Below are 18,084 nucleotides of genomic sequence, written 5' to 3' on the forward strand. Positions count from 1 at the left end.
CAATGTTTATGCATGCAAACTGCTTAATAGGTTTTTTAATCTCTATTTTGGTGAATATTTGGTTTCCTGGGCTTTATGCTCAGGATTTAAAACCTATTAAATTAGTTTTTGAAAATGAGAACGAACTTTCAAAACTAGGCAGTGATGCAACTAGTAGCCTTACTCTAAGTGATAACCATTATCACTTTGGTAAGGCTTCCTTAAAATGGAATTTTGAAAATAAGAGTTATATAACAGCCGGATTTAGCGTACTTAGTGAAGCTGAAAGTCCACTGGCATATGGAGATTATTTTCCGAATAGTCCCACTACAAGTATATCCATTTATAACGAGCAACCCCAAGAGGGGAAACTCCGGTTCTCCTACGGAACTTCAGAAAATAGAGATCAGGTATGGTTTGATATTAACCTAAAATTTACAGGCTGGAGAACGATTTGGGTTCCTTATTATGAAATGGAAGGAGATACTCCTGAGCGAAATACACAGATTAATTTTAATTCTTTTAAAGTTCAAGCAATCGATGTAGTTGCGGGAAGTATCTATTTTGATGATATAGTTTTTTCTCAATATCAGGATGATCGCTACGCATATCCAGATTTTTTAGTTCCTTTTATTAAAACCGATTTTGCTGCAGAGCAAGATCACTGGATGCCGTCATTAGCCTATTATCAATCGATAAAAAATCTTGAGGTGACTAAAATATCTTCCGAAGCACAAGCAGATTTAATAGCGATTGAAAACCGATTACAAGAGCGCTTAAAAATAAAAGATACAATCACAGCAAAATTACGTTCTGCTACTGCTGCCTATGATAAATTAGATCTCGATGTGGGACAGACCGTAAAAGGTAGACCGGTCACCTTTAGAAATGGTGAGACTTATTTTGAGGAGACACCTAAATATGATGAAGATTATATCGAAGTTCATCGTCTGGGGCAAATCATGCTTAAACTCGCAGAAATTTATACAATCGCTGATGCTGAAACTAAAGAAAGAGTTTCGGAATATTTTATTAATGCGACACGCTATTTTTTAGATCAGGGATGGCAGGCAGGCTCTTCTGGAGGAACGCGTCATCATATAGGCTATAGCCTAGAAGACATTGCTGTTGCTTTTTTTATTATGCGGAAACCACTAGAAAATGCACAGTTATTAAATGAGGTAGGAGATAGCATGCAATGGGTTTTTAATCTGGGTAAAATTCTTGCAGATGAAAATGACTTCGTAGCCAATATCGATTACTTTAATACGCAGTCGTTTTATCATTTGATGATTATTTACATGCGATCTGATTACAATGAGATCGCAGCTTTACTAGAAAAATACAGCCAGTATATGTCAATTACCCTGGCGCAGGATGATGCACATGGGGTATTTAAAAAAGACGGTACATCCTGGCATCATGGAGGGCATTATCCTGCCTATGGTATGGGCGCATTTAAGAATTTACCTAAAGTGTTTAGAACGCTTGCAAGCACCCGCTATCAAATAGGAACAGACGGGCATCAAAACTTTAAAAAAGCATTACTTACCACACGATTATATAGCAATACCTATGATTTTGGGTTTGCAAATGCAGGAAGACATCCACTTGAAGACAATTCTATAGAATTTTTAGAACCTCAGTTTAGAGATATGATTTTTTCCGGTAACCCAGAACATACCTCAACTATAGATACCGATTTTGGAAGTGCATATTTGAGATTGTGGGGAAGTGGTAATCCTAAAATGCAAAACGAACTAGAGAATAACTACAATCTCGAGGCAGAAGAGCTTCCGGGTTATCATACCTTACCCTATGCGGCAACAGCAATTCACAGGAGAAATGACTGGGCGGCTATTTTAAAGGGATATAGTAAGTATGTGTGGGCATCAGAAATTTATATAGCTTCTAATCGCTACGGAAGATACCCTGCAAATGGAACAATACAACTACTTTCTGAAAAAGGAGAAGAAAAAAGCGGCTTTAATCAGTTGGGTTGGGACTGGAATAGATATCCAGGGGCTACTATAATTTACTTGCCATTAGAAGAATTGGAATCAGATTTATCACTTTTGATGTTTAAATCAAATCAAACCTTTGCAGGAGCAGTACAACAAAATGGTAACGGAGTATTTGCAATGATTCTGGATGAAAGTTCTGGCTCAAATGCAGATGGCCAGCGCGGAACTTATAGTTTCCCGGGAAAATTAAAAGCTCATAAATCTGTTTTTTCTTTCGGAGATAAATTGATTTGCATAGGAAGTTCTATTAATAGTATAGACGAGAATCACGATGTTGAGACGGTACTTTTTCAGAATAATTTAAACCAAGCTACCAGATCTATATATGCTGATGTTACTGGCACAGTACAAAAATCACCTTTTACTAATTCGTGGAAAAGTACGGCAAAGGATGGATGGTTAATCGATGCATATAAAAATGCGTATCACATTTTATCTGCAAGTAAGGTGCATCTCAAACAAACTAATCAAAAATCATATCACAATAAATATTCTATAAATACGGGTAAAATGAATCCCAAAGGAAATGGTGTTCAGGAAACTTCTGGAGATTATGGAGTTGCTTATATAAATCACGGTAAAGCACCTAAAGACGCATCGTATCAATATGTAATATATCCCTTCAGCGCTCAAAGCCGATTGGCACAAATCGAAAATGGGAACTTTAAAGATTCGAGCTACAAAATATTGAATGCAACCCGGCAGGCACATATTGTTTTTGATAGAGAGAGTAACACAACCGGTTATGTAGTCTTTGATGAAAAATATCAAGTAAATAACGGATTATTAAAAAGCGTAAGTGATCCCGCAATGCTTATGATCAAAGAGGTTGATGCAAAAAATATTAGTGTAAGTATTGTGCAACCAGATTTAAATTTTAAAACAGTAGAAGGTATAGAAACACCGGGAGAAGGTCACGAGTTAAGGTTTGAAGCTACTATAAAAGGTATATGGCAGCTAGATACAAAAAATGAGCAAGTGAGTATAGATCATTCAGAATCAAATACCACGATACGAATTACTGTAAAAGATGGAGCCACAAATACACTTCATCTCTCAAAATAAAGACGCTCATTAGTATTTATGTGCGTTAAATACTAGCAAACAATTTTATAACATAACAATAACAAATAAATCTCGCTAATTATCAAAAAAAACTTATGTGCTCGAACACATTTTTAAAAAATATTTAGTAGATTAGTAAAATATTAACAAAGTAGCTGCTGTCTAGGCTATTGAAAATGGTCCCCTTTTACATTTTGTTAAGAAGAGCTTTAATTATTATTTGTAGAAAAATCAACACCAATATAAATCTAAAAACACAAATTATGAATCAACCTGCAATTCGGAATTGTCTCAAAGTCAATTTTTTCAAATTCAAAATTCCTGTCCATTTAGTACTGGTGGTAGTGATGGTGATCTTAGCACAAGAAAACTTATTTGCAGCAGCAAGTAATTTTTCTATGCAAAACAATGCACAATCTTTTTTAATAACTGGTACTGTGCTCGATAACACCGGGGTGCCGCTGCCAGGAGCAACTGTTATGGAGGTAGGAACAAGCACTGGAACACAAACCGATTTTGACGGTAAATTCAGTCTTAATGTATCTTCTGAAGATGCTGTGCTTAAAATAACATATGTAGGTTTTTTGTCGCAAGAAATTCCGATTGAGGGTAAGAAGGAGATCCAGGTAAATCTGCAAGAGAATGTTTCAAGTCTTGAGGAGATTGTTGTAGTAGGATATGGAACTCAATCTAAAAAAGATATCACTGGTTCTATAAGTGTGGTAAAAGGTGATGATATCACTTCAAGAAATGTAACTAATGTTTCTAATGCTTTACAAGGAGCCGTTGCCGGTGTTAGTGTTACCCGCAGTAGCAGTGCACCAGGAGCAGGAAACACAATAAACATACGGGGTATCACCACACTGCAGGGTGATAGCTCACCATTAATTCTAGTTGATGATGTGCCGGTTGATAATATTAATGATGTAAACCCAGATCAAATAGAGAGTATTTCTGTTTTAAAAGATGGTGCTTCTTCTGCAATGTATGGCTCAAGAGCAGCTGCAGGGGTTATAATTATTACAACAAAGCGTGGTAAAGAGGGTATTTATAAAGTGTCTTACAATGGCGAATTTATTATGAATACACCTACCGAAAGCCGCAAAAATGTAAGTGTTACCCGTTATTTTGAAATGGATAATGAAAAAGCGTGGAATGATAACGGAAATACAGGTGTTGAAGATCCTACTTGGGCTTCAGATTATATTGCAAACTACGATGCAAATCATTTATTAGATCCAGATCAATTTCCAGATACAGACTGGAAAGATCTTATCCTTAATGATGCCTCTTATGGTTACCGCCATAACATTGCCGTAAGCGGTGGTTCTGAAAAAATTAAATCCAGTTTTACGATGGGTTATGAATACCAGGATGCACTTTACGACAACAGCAATTGGAGAAGATATACAGGTCGTTTAAATAATGATGTAAAAATTTCAGATAAGATAGGGGCAAATATTGATTTTGCTGTGAAGCTTACCACAAACAATAATCCCGTAATTGATCCTACAGAGTTAGCTCTAAACTCCGGTCCTAACTATGCTGCTGTATGGCAAGATGGACGTATTGCAGGAGGTAAATCTGGAGAGAATGCCTATGCAATTGTACAAAATGGAGGATTTCAGAAAAGTGAATCTTATTTATTTTATGGTAAGATAGGTGCTTACTACAAACCTACAGATTATCTTAAGTTATCGGTAAATCTAGCGCCTAACTTTAACTTCAATAAATACAAGTTCTTTAATGAAGCCGTACCTTATTATGATTTTGATGATCCTAATCAAACCGCTGTTCCGGCTTATATTTCAGGACATAATGCAAGCCAGAATTATCTGTTAGAGAACCGTACAAATGACAATACGTTAACGACTCAGGCACTTATTAACTACGATAAAGAGTTTGGTAAACATGCGTTAAGCGGAGTATTGGGTTATGAAGATTTTAATGCAGATTATGAGACGTTAAGTGTACGTGGTAATGAGTTTGTAAGTTCAGATTATCCCTATCTTAATCAGGCGCCTTTAGATGGTGTTTTTGATAATGGGACTACAATTTCAGAAAATGCGTATGTCTCTTACTTCGGAAGAATGGCATACAATTATAACGATACTTACTATTTGCAGGCTAATGTAAGACGTGATGGCTCGTCCCGTTTTGGTAAAGATTACAGATGGGGATCATTCCCTTCTATTTCTGCGGGTTGGGTATTGTCTAATGAAGAGTTTATGAGTCCGTTGAGTGAGACCATTTCATTCTTAAAGTTTAGAGGATCTTATGGATCATTAGGAAATGACAGATTAGGTAACTATCTATATTTATCTGTATTACAATTTAGCAATGCTTTGATCGCAAACGGAAGCAATGTAGAAGCAGTGCGCTCTGCAGCCCAGCGATTTCTTGCTGTAGAAGATGTTACTTGGGAAACCACAATTTCAAAAAACGTAGGTCTAGACTTATCGATGTTTAATAATTCGCTTTCTATTACTGCAGATTACTTTGTGAAGGATACCGAAGATATGCTACTTAATTTAAGTATTCCGTCATTAATAGGATACGAAGATCCTACGGTAAATGTGGGAAGTATGAATACCAAAGGTTGGGAACTTGCACTTTCTTATAACAATAGCATAGGCGATTTACGATACTCGATTTCTGCAAATGTTTTTGATTCAAAATCTGTTGTAGGTGATATAAACGGAAAACGCTTAATCTCCGGAAATGTAATTTCTGAGCAGGACAAAGAATTTAGAACGTGGTATGGTTATGTGTCTGATGGCATTTATCAAACTCAAGCTGAAGTAGATAATTCTGCTGTTACCAGCGCAGCGGTACGTCCCGGTGATATTCGATATAAAGATATAAGTGGTCCAGATGGTGTGCCAGATGGTGTGATCAACGAATTAGATAAACAACATCTAGGTGGTTCTTTACCACGATACCAATATGGTGGTACACTTAATCTTAACTACAAAAATTTTGATTTTGGACTTACAGTTCAAGGTGTAGGGAAACAAAGCTTCTATTTGGCGCAAAATTACATCCGTCCGTTCTTGTATAACTGGCAAGCAGTAAACAGTATTTATGATGGTAATTATTACAGCAATTACAATACGCCAGAACAAAATGCACAAGCAGAATATCCACGTTTATCAGAAAGCTCTTCAAGTAACAACTATAGATTTTCAGACTTCTGGTTAAAAAATGGAGCTTACACACGTATTAAGAATATAACCTTAGGATATACGCTTCCTGCAAGTGCAATACCTAACGCTCCTTTTACAAGCCTTCGAGTATTTGCATCGGGTAATGACTTTTTCACTTTTGATAGTTTACCAGACGGTATAGATCCCGAACAGCAAAGTGGATATTTAATTACAAAATCATTCATTTTAGGCTTAAAAGCTAACTTCTAAAAATATAGAGATGAAAAAATATATATTCAATACATTTTATACGCTTCTAATTCTAAGTGGTTTGTGTTTACAATCCTGTACCGAATTAGATCTTACACAAAAGGACGCTGCTAATTCGGGAACCTGGTACCAGACTAAAGATCAGTTTAGACAATCTTTAAATGAAAGCTATCGAGAAGTTTTTTGGCCTCTTGATGAGGTTTACGAGGGTATGGATGATGACTGGCAACGTCGAGATGTGCTTAATGCAATCAAGGCAGGAAATGTGAGCTCTGAATATGCAAAATCAAATACAGACTGGTCTAATTTATACAAAGGAATTGCTCGTGTACTTGTTGTTGTTAATGAACTTGAGAATCAAACCGTACTTACCGAAGCAGAGTCTAGCCAGTTGCTTGGAGAAGCAAACTTTTTACGAGCGTCGTTTTATAGTTATTTAATCACACATTTTGGTGATGTACCCTTCTATGAGCAAGAGCTCACTGTAGATGAATCGTTTGAAGTAGCACGTACTCCTAAAGAGGAAATAAAGCTTAAACTTTATGAATATTATGATAACGCAGCTGCTACACTTCCAGTATCCTATAATGGTTTGCAGTATGCTACTAAAGGAGCTGCATATGCAATGAAAGCACGATTAGCCTTATATATGGGTGATTTTCAAATAGCTGCTACCGCTGCTGAAAATTGTATAAATCTTGGAGAGTACGAATTGTATGAAGATTATGCAGAGCTTTTTGAGCCTACTACAAAAAACTCAAAGGAAACGATTTTTCATATTCCGCGTAATACAGATTTAAATATCATACGTAATGATAATGTGCGCGATTTTTTACCAAGAAATCACGGGGGTTATGCCGGGCGTAATCCTACATGGGAATTATTGGCATCCTATGAGTGCGTCGATGGTTTGCCTATAGATGAATCACCTTTATTTGACCCTCAAAATCCGTTTAAAAATAGAGATCCACGTTTGCTGGCTACTATAGCTCCATTTGGTTCTTTAGAAGATGGCGATGGTCTGGAACCAGATTCTGGATCTAATTTTATGGATATTGAGCATAATCCACATCCTAATGCTAAACTAGTTCGTGATTATGAAAATAATATAGACATTAGAAACCAAGACACACGATCGATAGGAGCTTTCGCAGCATTTAACGGACTCTTGTTTAAAAAAGGAGTTACTAAAGATTGGAAAGATTATAGAACAGATCCCGATTTAATTATAATGAGATATGCAGATGTTCTTTTAATGTACGCTGAAGCCAAAATTGAACTAAACGAGATCGATCAGAGTGTCCTAAATGCATTAAATAGCGTTCGTGACAGAGCCTATGCAAATTCACCATTTACAAATCCAGAAATAACAACTACAAATCAGGCAGAACTGCGTTATAAAGTGCGTAGTGAGCGTAGAGCAGAGCTAGCTTTTGAAGGGCGTAGATATATGGATCTTATACGCTGGAGACTTGCAGAAAAGGCGCTAACGGGCTACACATATGGTTTGCTAAATGTTACAGCAGATGCTAATACAGATACGCCTCCTACGGGTCCCTTAATGGATAATCTTGTAGACAAAGATCTTTGGTTTTGGGGTCAAACACCACAAATCGATGAAGACGGATTGCCAGACTTTACAGGCTTGCTAAATGCAGGATATTGCCGTACGCTTAATGTAACAACATTTCCAGAACGTCAATATTTATTTCCAATACCTGAAGAAGATCGCTTGTTGAATCCGAATCTTACTCAGAATACAGGATACTAAATTTTAATAATTGTTTCTAGAAATACTAACTAATTAGTTATGATAAGCTTTTGTATTTCAATAGTTGTACTGGTAATTAGTTATTATACCTACGGAAAATTTGTAGAGCGTACGTTTAAAGTAGACGCAACTCGCACTACTCCTGCAATTAGATTACAGGATAATGTAGATTATATGCCGTTACCCAGGTGGCGCATATTTATAATTCAATTTTTGAATATTGCTGGATTGGGCCCCATATTTGGGGCCATTTCAGGAGCGATGTATGGTCCGTCTGCATTTATCTGGATTGTAATAGGAAGTATTTTTGCTGGTGGAGTTCATGACTATTTTTCAGGAATGTTATCCCTGCGTAATGATGGGTTGAGTATAAGTGAAGTCGTGGGTGTTTATCTGGGGAATAAAAGCAAATACCTTGTTAGAATATTCTCATTTGTACTTCTAATTTTTGTGGGTACCGTATTTATTGTGGGCCCGGCAAAAATTATTGATGGGATGACCCAGAATATGCTTGGAATTCAAGTCTGGATAGGTATCATTTTAGGGTATTACATTATTTCGACGCTATTGCCTATAGATAAAATTATAAGTAAAATATACCCGGTGTTTGGTATAGCTATGGTACTTATGGCATTAGGATTATTTGTTGCACTTCTTATTAATGATTATCAAATCCCAGAAATTTCTTGGACCAGTATTCAAAATGGGACGTTACAGCCTCAGGACACTCCTATTTTTCCTATGTTATTTATTACAATTAGTTGTGGCGCGATCTCCGGTTTTCACGCGACACAATCCCCTTTAATGGCTCGTTGTATGACCAGCGAAAAACAAGGGCGCAGCATTTTTTATGGTACGATGATTACCGAAGGTATTGTGGCATTAATATGGGCTGCAGCAGCAATGGTAGTATTTAGAGGAGTTTCTGGCTTAAACGAGGCGATGTTTGCAAATGACTATAATGCTGCCTGGGCAGCAAATGAAATCACCTATAGTTTACTCGGAAAATATGGCGGCTTGCTCGCACTTGTAGGTATTGTTATAGCTCCCATTACATCTGGAGATACCGCATTTAGATCTGCACGATTAATCCTTGCAGATTCATTTAAATATGATCAGAAGAAAGTTAAAAACAGGTTGTTTTTAAGCATAGGAATATTTGTAATTGCCATAGCTCTAACCCAAGTAAACTTTGATATTATCTGGCGTTATTTTGCCTGGAGTAATCAAACACTAGCCACGATGGTTCTTTGGACGATAACGATATATCTGGCACAACGCAAAAGGAATTACTGGATTGTTTTAATTCCTTCTGTTTTTATGACAATGGTATGTACAACTTATATTTTACTAGCTCCCGAAGGTTTGCAACTAGATAATACAATCGCATATGCATTAGGAGCTATTTCAACACTTATAATTTGTGGTCTTATAGTAAGAAAAATAAAAAAAATAGAAAAAAAATAATGGTATGATAGCATTTAAAAATAATTACAACAGTGTACTGTACAGTTGTTGTTTACTCCTAAGTCTTCTAATTTCTAGTTGCACTTCAAACGATTATGAGGATTTTAAATCTGTTCAGGTAGATGCAGATTTGTATACGATAATTCCGGCGCCCCAAAAAATAGAGACTAAAAGCGGCGTTTTTGTACTAGACAATAAAACATCTATACAAGCAGATAGTAGTGCCTCAAATGAAGTTGATTATTTAAAACATATGCTGAAAGAAATCGCAGATGTAGAAATAGAAACCACTTCGGAAAGTACACACGCAATACAACTTGAAATTTCTGATGAGGTAAAGGCTGAAGAAGGCTATAGTTTAGATATTCAATATGATGCGATCAAAATAAAAGCAAAAACTACAAAAGGGCTTTTTTATGGTGTGGAAACATTGAGACAGCTGGTTCAGGAAGTTGTAATAGACAGCAAATCATATACAGTAATTCCTGCATTATCTATTGAAGATGAGCCGCGCTTTGCCTATCGTGGAATGATGTTAGACACCGGACGCTATTTTTATGATGTCGAATTTGTAAAACAGTTTATAGATTTAATTGCTCTACATAAAATGAATACGTTTCATTGGCATCTTACCGAAGATCAGGGATGGCGAATAGAAATTAAAAAATATCCTAAACTTACTGAAATTGGAGCGTGGCGTAATGGTACAGAGATAGGCCGAACTCCGGGTGATAAAAGTGATAATAAAAAACACGGAGGCTTTTACAGTCAGGAGCAGATTAAAGAGGTTGTCGCTTATGCCGCAAAACGACACGTTACAATTATTCCGGAAATTGATATGCCGGGTCATAATGGTGCAGCTATTGCATCTTATCCATTTTTAAGTTGTTTCCCAGAAGAACCAACAAAAATGAATGATAATATAATTTCTGAATTAACAAAAGAGAAAATGAATTCAGGAACCCAGAAAGTTGTACAAGAATCCTGGGGTATAAAGTCTGATGTTTTATGTGCCGGAAAAGAAAGCACCTATTTGTTTTATGAGAATGTATTAAGCGAAGTAATGCAATTATTTCCGTCGTCATATATCCACATTGGAGGTGATGAATGTCTTAAAGATAATTGGGAACGATGTCCGCATTGCCAACAAAAAATAAAAAATGAAGGTTTAGAGGATGAAGAAGAGTTGCAAAGTTATTTCATTCAGCATATGGAACGTTTTGTAAATAAGAACGGAAAACAAATTATAGGATGGGATGAGATTCTTGAAGGTGGTTTAGCACCCAATGCCACGGTAATGTCTTGGCGTGGTGTTGCCGGTGGAATTGAAGCGGCTCAACTAGGTCAGAACGTGATTATGACACCCAGAGAACCTTATTATTTTGATTATTATCAAGTTAATGACACTATAAACGAACCGCTTACAATAGGAGGAAGAGGACCAAATACGGTTGAAGATGTGTACACTTTTGAACCTATTCCATCTGAACTAACCAAGGAAGAAGAAAAAAATATTTTAGGTATTCAAGCAAACCTGTGGACCGAATATATAAGTACACCAGAATACGCAGAATATATGATTTTGCCTAGAATGACTGCACTTTCTGAAGTAGCATGGTCACCCAAGGAGCAGACTAAAGATTATAAGTCATTCCTAAAACGACTGGATATTTTTAAAAAGAATTACGAAGACCGTAATTTAAATTACGCGAAGCACGTATTTGAATAGTAAATAGCATTAATGTCAAATTAAGCCGGTAGTTTTTAAAAACTACCGGCTTAATTTTTTCTTTAAAAATGACGCTGTCTTGCTTATTTGATTTTCTGAAACTTCTTCAGGAGTTCCTGCTATGACAACATTTCCACCCTCATTTCCTGCTCCGGGTCCCATATCAATTACCCAATCACTGGATGCAATTATTTGCATATCGTGCTCAACTACTATAACAGTATTACCAGCTTCAACTAGTTTTTCTAGTTGTAATTGCAATTTTTCTACATCTGTAGGATGCAATCCTGTTGTCGGTTCGTCAAGAATATAAAGAGTATTTCCGCGATTTAGGCGTTGAAGTTCTTTAGCTAATTTAATACGTTGTGCCTCGCCTCCTGAGAGTTCGGTTGCGGGTTGTCCTAATCGCAAATAACCAAGACCTACTTCCTGTAGCACCTTTAATGTACGGTTTACCCGATCGTCCTCTTCAAAAAACAGAAGAGCCTCGTCAACAGTCATTTCTAAAACCTGAGCAATATTTTTATTTTTATAAGTAACTGCTAAAGTTTCCGGGTTGTAACGAGAACCTTCACACACTGGACAAGATGCGTAAACACTTGGAAGAAACAAAAGTTCGACCATTACAAAACCTTCTCCATCACAATTAGTGCAGCGCCCTTTCCCAACGTTAAAAGAAAATCTTCCAGCTTTATATTTTTTAGATTTTGCAAGGGGAGTCGAAGCAAATATTTTTCGCACCACATCAAAAAAACCAGTGTATGTAGCCAGATTAGATCTAGGAGTTCTACCTATAGGCTTTTGATTAACTACAACCATTCTTTTCAGACTAGTTGCACCGTTTGCAATTGTACCTGATGTAGACGCTGTACTATTTACAACTTCATAGTGTTCCTCGTCTTCTATTTGATCGTTAGAATCTTGACCTAAATGTACTTTCATTAAATCAACGAGCACCTGACTTACTAAACTACTCTTTCCAGATCCAGAAATACCGGTAACGCTAGTTAATGCCCCTAAAGGAAATGAAACGTCAATATTCTTTAGATTGTTCCTTGAAATAGAGTTCAATTCCAGCCATCCTGCTGGTGAGAATACCTTGTTTGTAACTAACGGGTGCTCATTAAAAAGGTGTTTCCGAGTTTTAGATTCTGTGCACTGGCGTAACCCTTCTGGGGGACCGCTATATATAATATTTCCGCCTGCAGAACCAGCTTCTGGACCAACATCTACAATCCAGTCTGCGTGTTTTATGACATCCAGATCGTGTTCAACAATAAAAAGCGAATTACCACCACTTTTAAGTTTATCTAATGTGCTCAATAATGCCTCTGTATCTGCCGGATGCAGTCCTGCTGAGGGTTCATCGAGAACATAAACCACCCCAAATAGATTGCTGCGTACTTGAGTAGCCAATCTCAAACGCTGATGCTCACCGGGAGAAAGTGTAGGAGTATTTCTGTCTAATGACAAATAACCTAAACCTAATTCTAATAGTACTGCAACGCGATTTACAAGGTCTTCTGCAATACGTTGTGCCACAATAGCTTTCTCTTTATGGCTTATAGCAATTTTTTTTAGGGCAGGAGCACTACCCTTACTATAAGGTTCAAAAATCACATTTAATTTTTTTAGGGGTAATTGAGAAATGTCTGCAATGTCATACCCTGCAAATGTGACAGAAAGTGACTCTTTCCGTAATTTTTTACCATTGCATACCGGGCATTCACTTTTAACCATATAATTAGACACCCTTTTTTTCATCAAGGCGCTTTGTGAATTTGCAAATGTGTGTAAGACATATTTTTTAGCGCCAGTGAATGTGCCTTTATAGCTCGGTTGTAGGCCATCTTTTATAGCTTGCTGAACTTGCTCCCGATTGTAATTTCTATAAACCGGAACTTGTGGCTGCTCATCTGTAAAAAGAATCCAGTCACGCTGTTTCTGCGGAAGATCTTTCCACGGGATATCAACATCATAACCTAATGTTACCAAAATATCTCTTAGATTTTTTCCCTGCCAGGCTTTTGGCCAGGCATCGATAGCGCGCTCTCTAATGCTTAACGTATCATCTGGAACCAGACTCTTTTCTGTAACCTCATAAATACTCCCTAAACCGTGACACTCAGTACAAGCACCCTCAGGCGTATTTGTTGAAAAAGAATCTGCATACAAAATAGATTGTCCCTTAGGATAATCTCCCGCTCGCGAGTACAGCATACGCAGCAGGTTTGATAGCGTTGTAACAGATCCTACAGAAGAGCGATTGCTCCCCGAGCTTCGGTGCTGTTGTAGGGCTACAGCAGGAGGTAAGCCTTCTATAGAATCTACTTCGGGAATGGGCATTTGATTAAAAAGTCTGCGGGCATAAGGAGAAACAGACTCAAGATAACGTCGTTGTGCCTCAGCATATAAAGTGCCAAAAGCCAATGATGATTTTCCGGATCCAGATATTCCTGTAAATACTACGAGCGCATTCCGTGGTATTTTAAGAGAAACATCTTTTAGGTTATTTTGTCTTGCTCCGCTAACTGTTACAAAGCCATTATCATTATTTATCTTGCCCATAAACAGCGAAGGTGCAATAAATATACCAATGCGTATTTTAGTTGGATAACTGTGGGCTGCCTTTTGACAAGGTGATAATTTCTTTTGCCAAAATTAAAGTAGGATCAATAAGTTTTGCAGTTTTTGTTTGATGATCAAGTTCCTTTTCTAAAGGAAAGAGTAGTGGTAATTCTGTACACCCTAAAATGAGTATATCTGCACCCTGCGTAATTAGATAATTTGCTGCCTGCAAAATGTTATTCTTTGCATTGCCGGTTACAAAACCCGCTTTTACACCATCTTTTCCGTAAATACTTTCCATAACGAGATCTTGATGCGTTTCATCAGGAATTAAAACATCAAAACCAAATTCGTTTAAAACATGATGATAAACTCGGCTCGCAACAGTTCCTGAGGTAGCTAGTAAACCTACAACAACGTTGTTTCCGAAGTTTTCCGAAATATGCGATGCTGTTACCGAAAGCATATTAATGATAGAAGTTTTGAGATGGCTCTGTATAGCTTTTACATACGCGTGTGCAGTATTACACGGAATGGCAATTGCATTTACGCCGGCTGCTTCGAGGCGTTTACAAGTTGAAAACAGAGCGATTGTAGGATCTGTTTCATTATAAATCAAGTTTGCAGTTCTATCTGGAATTTGGGGATTTTGATCTACAATCATTTTTATATGATCCTGATCTTTATGGGCAGGTGTATTAAGAATCACCTTGTTCATAAAATCTACCGTAGCAGTAGGTCCAACTCCACCCACAATACCAAGTTTAAATGGCGGTGCTGAAATTGAAGCTGATGTGCTTAAAGCGTAATCTGCATAAACCTGATTCACATCGATGATTGAAATTCCCCTTTTCCAAAGTTGGTTTGTAATTAATGATAATTCGGTTATGCACGGCAAAATCACATCGCAATCAGCTTGAAGTAATTGGTTGCATTCCTCATAGATATATTCTAATGGCAACCCGTCGAGATAACCATTCTTAATACCGTGAGTACCATAAATAGCATCCATTAATGCAGTTTGATTTTGAGGGAAAACAAGCTCATAATCTTCAAAATAAGTAGTTATGAGTGGTAAGTTTTTGACAAAATCTGATGTTAGTATGCCTATTTTTGAACCCTTCTTATAATTTAGTTTTAAATAGTAAGAAAGCGCATCAAACATATTGACAATAGGAAGTGAAACCTCCTCCTGTAACTCGTTTAGAAAAGAATGACTTGCAAAACAAGGTAACAAGATTTTAGAAAATTCTTTTTGTTCAAAATTTTTACAAATAGAAAAAGCATAGAATTTTCTCGATTTTATATCATTTTCATGATACAAAGGAACATCCATTTTCTTATAAGGTTGTTGCTCAAATGAAAAGTAGTACTTAGACTGATTCTTAAGCACTTCTTTGTTTTTGAGTAATTTAAGTAATAAATCACCACCTGATAAAGTGCCTAAACCTCCAATAACTGCAATCTTTTCCATTAAATAAAATTAAGTCAAAGATATTGATCAGTCTTATTACTTAGCCGATTTTTATAATTAATTGGAGGTGTTTAGTACTAGAGAAGCTCGTGTGAATATTGACTACAAACCTATCTTATTTACCACAGCTTTAATCGGCATTGTAAATTTAAACTGTGTTTTCTCAACGGTAGATAGAACTTCCATTTTACCGTTATGTGCTTTCGCAATTTCAGAAGAAATATAAAGTCCCAAACCTAAACCTGATTTATTATTGGTAGCATTAGTTGTAAAAAAGGGCTTGAATAAATCCGCCATTTTCTTATCAGGAATTTTTATCCCCGAATTAGTTACAGCTAAACTGAACATTCCATTTTCTGTAATTACCTGCGTGTCGATAGGCATATTTGCTGCCCCGTGTTTTATCGCATTACCTAAGAGATTAGAATACAGCTGACCTATTCTATTTAAATCACATTCAAAATCATCTTTTAAATCAATATTTATATGAAGAGAATGGTTACTGTCTACAGTTTTTATTTCTTTAGAAACCTGAAGTAATAATTTCTTTAAAGCTTGCCTATTACGTGATAATTCTAATCTAATACCGTCGCCTAAATGTCCTTTGGCAAAATCCAGAAGATTGTCAATTAACCCTTGCATTCTATAGGACGTAGATTTTATGGTGCTTGCCTGGCGATTAGCTATCTCAGGTAGATCCATTTGTAAAAGGATATCTGCGCACATTCTTGTAGTACCTACAGGATTTCTTAAATCGTGACCTAAAACTGCTATAAAAGTTTCCCTCAACTCACCAATATGTTTTTCTTCTTGAAGTGTTGTATTGAGTTCGTTTACTTCCTCAATCGCATCTAAATGAAAGGAAATTAGTTGTGTATAGAGTTCAAATAAATCACGAACTTCATTATTATTTAGTTTTGCTGGTTCGGGATCAATTGCGCACAGCGTTCCGAAGAATTCGCCATTTTTTCTAAAAATAGGGAAGGAGATGTAACTCTGAAAACCATAACGTGCGGGTGTATGGTGATTGCAGAATTCTGGACTTTTACTAACCTCATCTATAATTACCGGAGCTGAATGCTGCCTAATTTCATTACAGATTGTGGTTTCTAAAACAAGTTCGTCGCCTGTTTTTAAACCAAACTCTATTTCGTCTTGAGATACACAAGTAATCCATTTGTTATCTGTTACGCGAGCAACGGCAGAAAATCGCATTCCGGTAGATTTACAAATGATATTTAAAATTGAAGGAACTGCGCTAATTTGCGTTATGTTGTAAATATCGTTTTGTAGTGATTGCGGTAATGTTGATTTCATCGAATAGAGATTGATAAATAAAAATACTATTTATTTATCAAAGTGTACGTGTTTATAAGGAGGACAACGGATATGCATCCCATTTTGAATACTGAAAATGTACAGGATTTTAATATTCACTCACGTGTATAAAATGATTTTATAATTAAAACCCCGTGCTCTTTTTGAGTTGCGTAAAACTTAGCAGTTTTAATAAAACTATTGCACAACCTTGGCAATATCGGTTTTTAGAATATGTCCATGGAAAACTTTGAAAATCATTCTTTTGCCAAACAATATTATACTAAATCTCTATTCAAAAAAAGAGGTCTAAGAAACAATTTTTATTTAGGTTAATGATATTCTGTGAATGCCTTTAATTGGCGAGGCGATTGTGTTGAATAAGTTCTAAAGCACTTTTGTGTGGGCGGCCTGCGGCAGTTTCAAAATCAGAAGTTACATCGTTAGCTCCATTGCGGATTCCCTCGTAAATACCAGCGATTATAGTTCCTAAAAAATCACCTAAGGCGCTTTGACGTTCTTCTTTATACGCTTCTACAGATATGTTTTTAAAAGAGAGTGTGGTGCCATACACTTGATTTATATAATCTGCCAATTGACTTTGCGTAATTCCCTCACCAACCAGATTCAGCGTTTTACCATTTAAATTATCATTCAATAATAATTGAGAATAAGCATAACCTAATTCTTGACGGCTGGTATATCCACATTTGCCATCGGCTGCACAATTTATAATGCCATCTTCTTTTATGTAGGTATCAATATACTCTAGGTCTGGTTCAATATAAATACGGTTACGGCCAATTATAAAATCCATACCAGAATTGCGCACATCATCTTCAGTTTGGCGATTACTCTGTACTACTGGACTAAAAGCGGTGTTTTTTTCATCACCAATAATGCTGGTGTACACCATTTTTTGAACGCCATTTTGTTTGGCAGCTTCAATTACATTTTGGTGTTGTGCTATGCGTTTCTCCGGTTTGTCCATACCTGAAATCAATAAGACTTTATCGATGCCTTGCAATGCTTCGTTAAAATCTTCGCGATTATTATAATCACCTTTACGCACTTCTACGCCTAAATGTGCAGCTTTTGCCGTGTTGCGTGCAATACCCACCACATTTTCTTTACCGATCTCTTGTATGAGAGCTTTTATAATAGCGCCTCCTAATTTCCCACTGGCAGATGTAACGGCAATTTTCATAGTTGTTATTATTTGTTTAGTACTTACACATTAAGGTAAATGCGCAGATGATAGACTGGATGTTGTA

Annotated in this window: 9 protein-coding genes; 5 read left to right on the forward strand and 4 right to left on the reverse strand. The window is 36.6% G+C overall.

What is annotated here, in order from left to right; all coding sequences use genetic code 11:
• Positions 1-8: 8 nt before the first annotated feature.
• The 5 genes from ABVM53_RS12135 (at position 9) to ABVM53_RS12155 (ending at position 11,451) form a co-directional block, all read left to right on the forward strand.
• Positions 9-3,068, forward strand: a complete 3,060-nt coding sequence (locus ABVM53_RS12135; protein WP_405326383.1) for a chondroitinase family polysaccharide lyase — start codon at positions 9-11, stop codon at positions 3,066-3,068.
• A gap of 263 nt (positions 3,069-3,331) precedes the next feature.
• Entirely contained in the window at positions 3,332-6,484 is a 3,153-nt protein-coding gene (locus tag ABVM53_RS12140) for a SusC/RagA family TonB-linked outer membrane protein (RefSeq protein ID WP_405326386.1), read from the forward strand.
• Positions 6,485-6,494: 10 nt separating this feature from the next.
• Positions 6,495-8,255 (forward strand): RagB/SusD family nutrient uptake outer membrane protein, encoded by a 1,761-nt coding sequence (locus ABVM53_RS12145; RefSeq protein WP_405326389.1) that lies wholly within the window; start codon positions 6,495-6,497, stop codon positions 8,253-8,255.
• A gap of 39 nt (positions 8,256-8,294) precedes the next feature.
• Positions 8,295-9,722: a carbon starvation protein A gene (locus ABVM53_RS12150; RefSeq protein WP_405326392.1), complete on the forward strand. Its 1,428-nt coding sequence runs from the start codon at positions 8,295-8,297 to the stop codon at positions 9,720-9,722.
• Between the two features lie 4 nt (positions 9,723-9,726).
• Complete coding sequence (locus ABVM53_RS12155) at positions 9,727-11,451, forward strand: beta-N-acetylhexosaminidase (protein WP_405326394.1); 1,725 nt, start codon at positions 9,727-9,729, stop codon at positions 11,449-11,451.
• A gap of 42 nt (positions 11,452-11,493) precedes the next feature.
• On the opposite strand, the gene uvrA is transcribed toward ABVM53_RS12155, so the two are convergent.
• The 4 genes from uvrA to ABVM53_RS12175 form a co-directional block, all read right to left on the reverse strand.
• Complete coding sequence (gene uvrA, locus ABVM53_RS12160; protein ID WP_405326397.1) at positions 11,494-14,019, reverse strand: excinuclease ABC subunit UvrA; 2,526 nt, start codon at positions 14,017-14,019, stop codon at positions 11,494-11,496.
• A 37-nt stretch (positions 14,020-14,056) separates the two neighbouring features.
• Complete coding sequence (locus tag ABVM53_RS12165) at positions 14,057-15,493, reverse strand: amino acid racemase (protein ID WP_405326400.1); 1,437 nt, start codon at positions 15,491-15,493, stop codon at positions 14,057-14,059.
• A gap of 102 nt (positions 15,494-15,595) precedes the next feature.
• Complete coding sequence (locus tag ABVM53_RS12170) at positions 15,596-16,810, reverse strand: ATP-binding protein (protein ID WP_405326403.1); 1,215 nt, start codon at positions 16,808-16,810, stop codon at positions 15,596-15,598.
• A gap of 355 nt (positions 16,811-17,165) precedes the next feature.
• A complete protein-coding gene (locus ABVM53_RS12175) occupies positions 17,166-18,017 on the reverse strand; it encodes an NAD(P)H-binding protein (RefSeq protein WP_405326406.1) in 852 nt (283 codons plus the stop codon).
• Positions 18,018-18,084: the final 67 nt, after the last annotated feature.

Origin of the sequence: Leeuwenhoekiella sp. LLG6367-2.1 (assembly GCF_045055775.1) — a bacterium.
Taxonomy (GTDB): Bacteria; Bacteroidota; Bacteroidia; order Flavobacteriales; family Flavobacteriaceae; genus Leeuwenhoekiella; species Leeuwenhoekiella aequorea.

Bases quoted from the DNA above. Each gene is read 5' to 3' on its own strand.
- ABVM53_RS12135 (WP_405326383.1), top strand. From the start codon at position 9: ATGCATGCAAACTGCTTAATAGGTTTTTTAATCTCTATTTTGGTGAAT.
- ABVM53_RS12140 (WP_405326386.1), top strand. From the start codon at position 3,332: ATGAATCAACCTGCAATTCGGAATTGTCTCAAAGTCAATTTTTTCAAA.
- ABVM53_RS12145 (WP_405326389.1), top strand. From the start codon at position 6,495: ATGAAAAAATATATATTCAATACATTTTATACGCTTCTAATTCTAAGT.
- ABVM53_RS12150 (WP_405326392.1), top strand. From the start codon at position 8,295: ATGATAAGCTTTTGTATTTCAATAGTTGTACTGGTAATTAGTTATTAT.
- ABVM53_RS12155 (WP_405326394.1), top strand. From the start codon at position 9,727: ATGATAGCATTTAAAAATAATTACAACAGTGTACTGTACAGTTGTTGT.
- uvrA (WP_405326397.1), bottom strand. From the start codon at position 14,019: ATGGGCAAGATAAATAATGATAATGGCTTTGTAACAGTTAGCGGAGCA.
- ABVM53_RS12165 (WP_405326400.1), bottom strand. From the start codon at position 15,493: ATGGAAAAGATTGCAGTTATTGGAGGTTTAGGCACTTTATCAGGTGGT.
- ABVM53_RS12170 (WP_405326403.1), bottom strand. From the start codon at position 16,810: ATGAAATCAACATTACCGCAATCACTACAAAACGATATTTACAACATA.
- ABVM53_RS12175 (WP_405326406.1), bottom strand. From the start codon at position 18,017: ATGAAAATTGCCGTTACATCTGCCAGTGGGAAATTAGGAGGCGCTATT.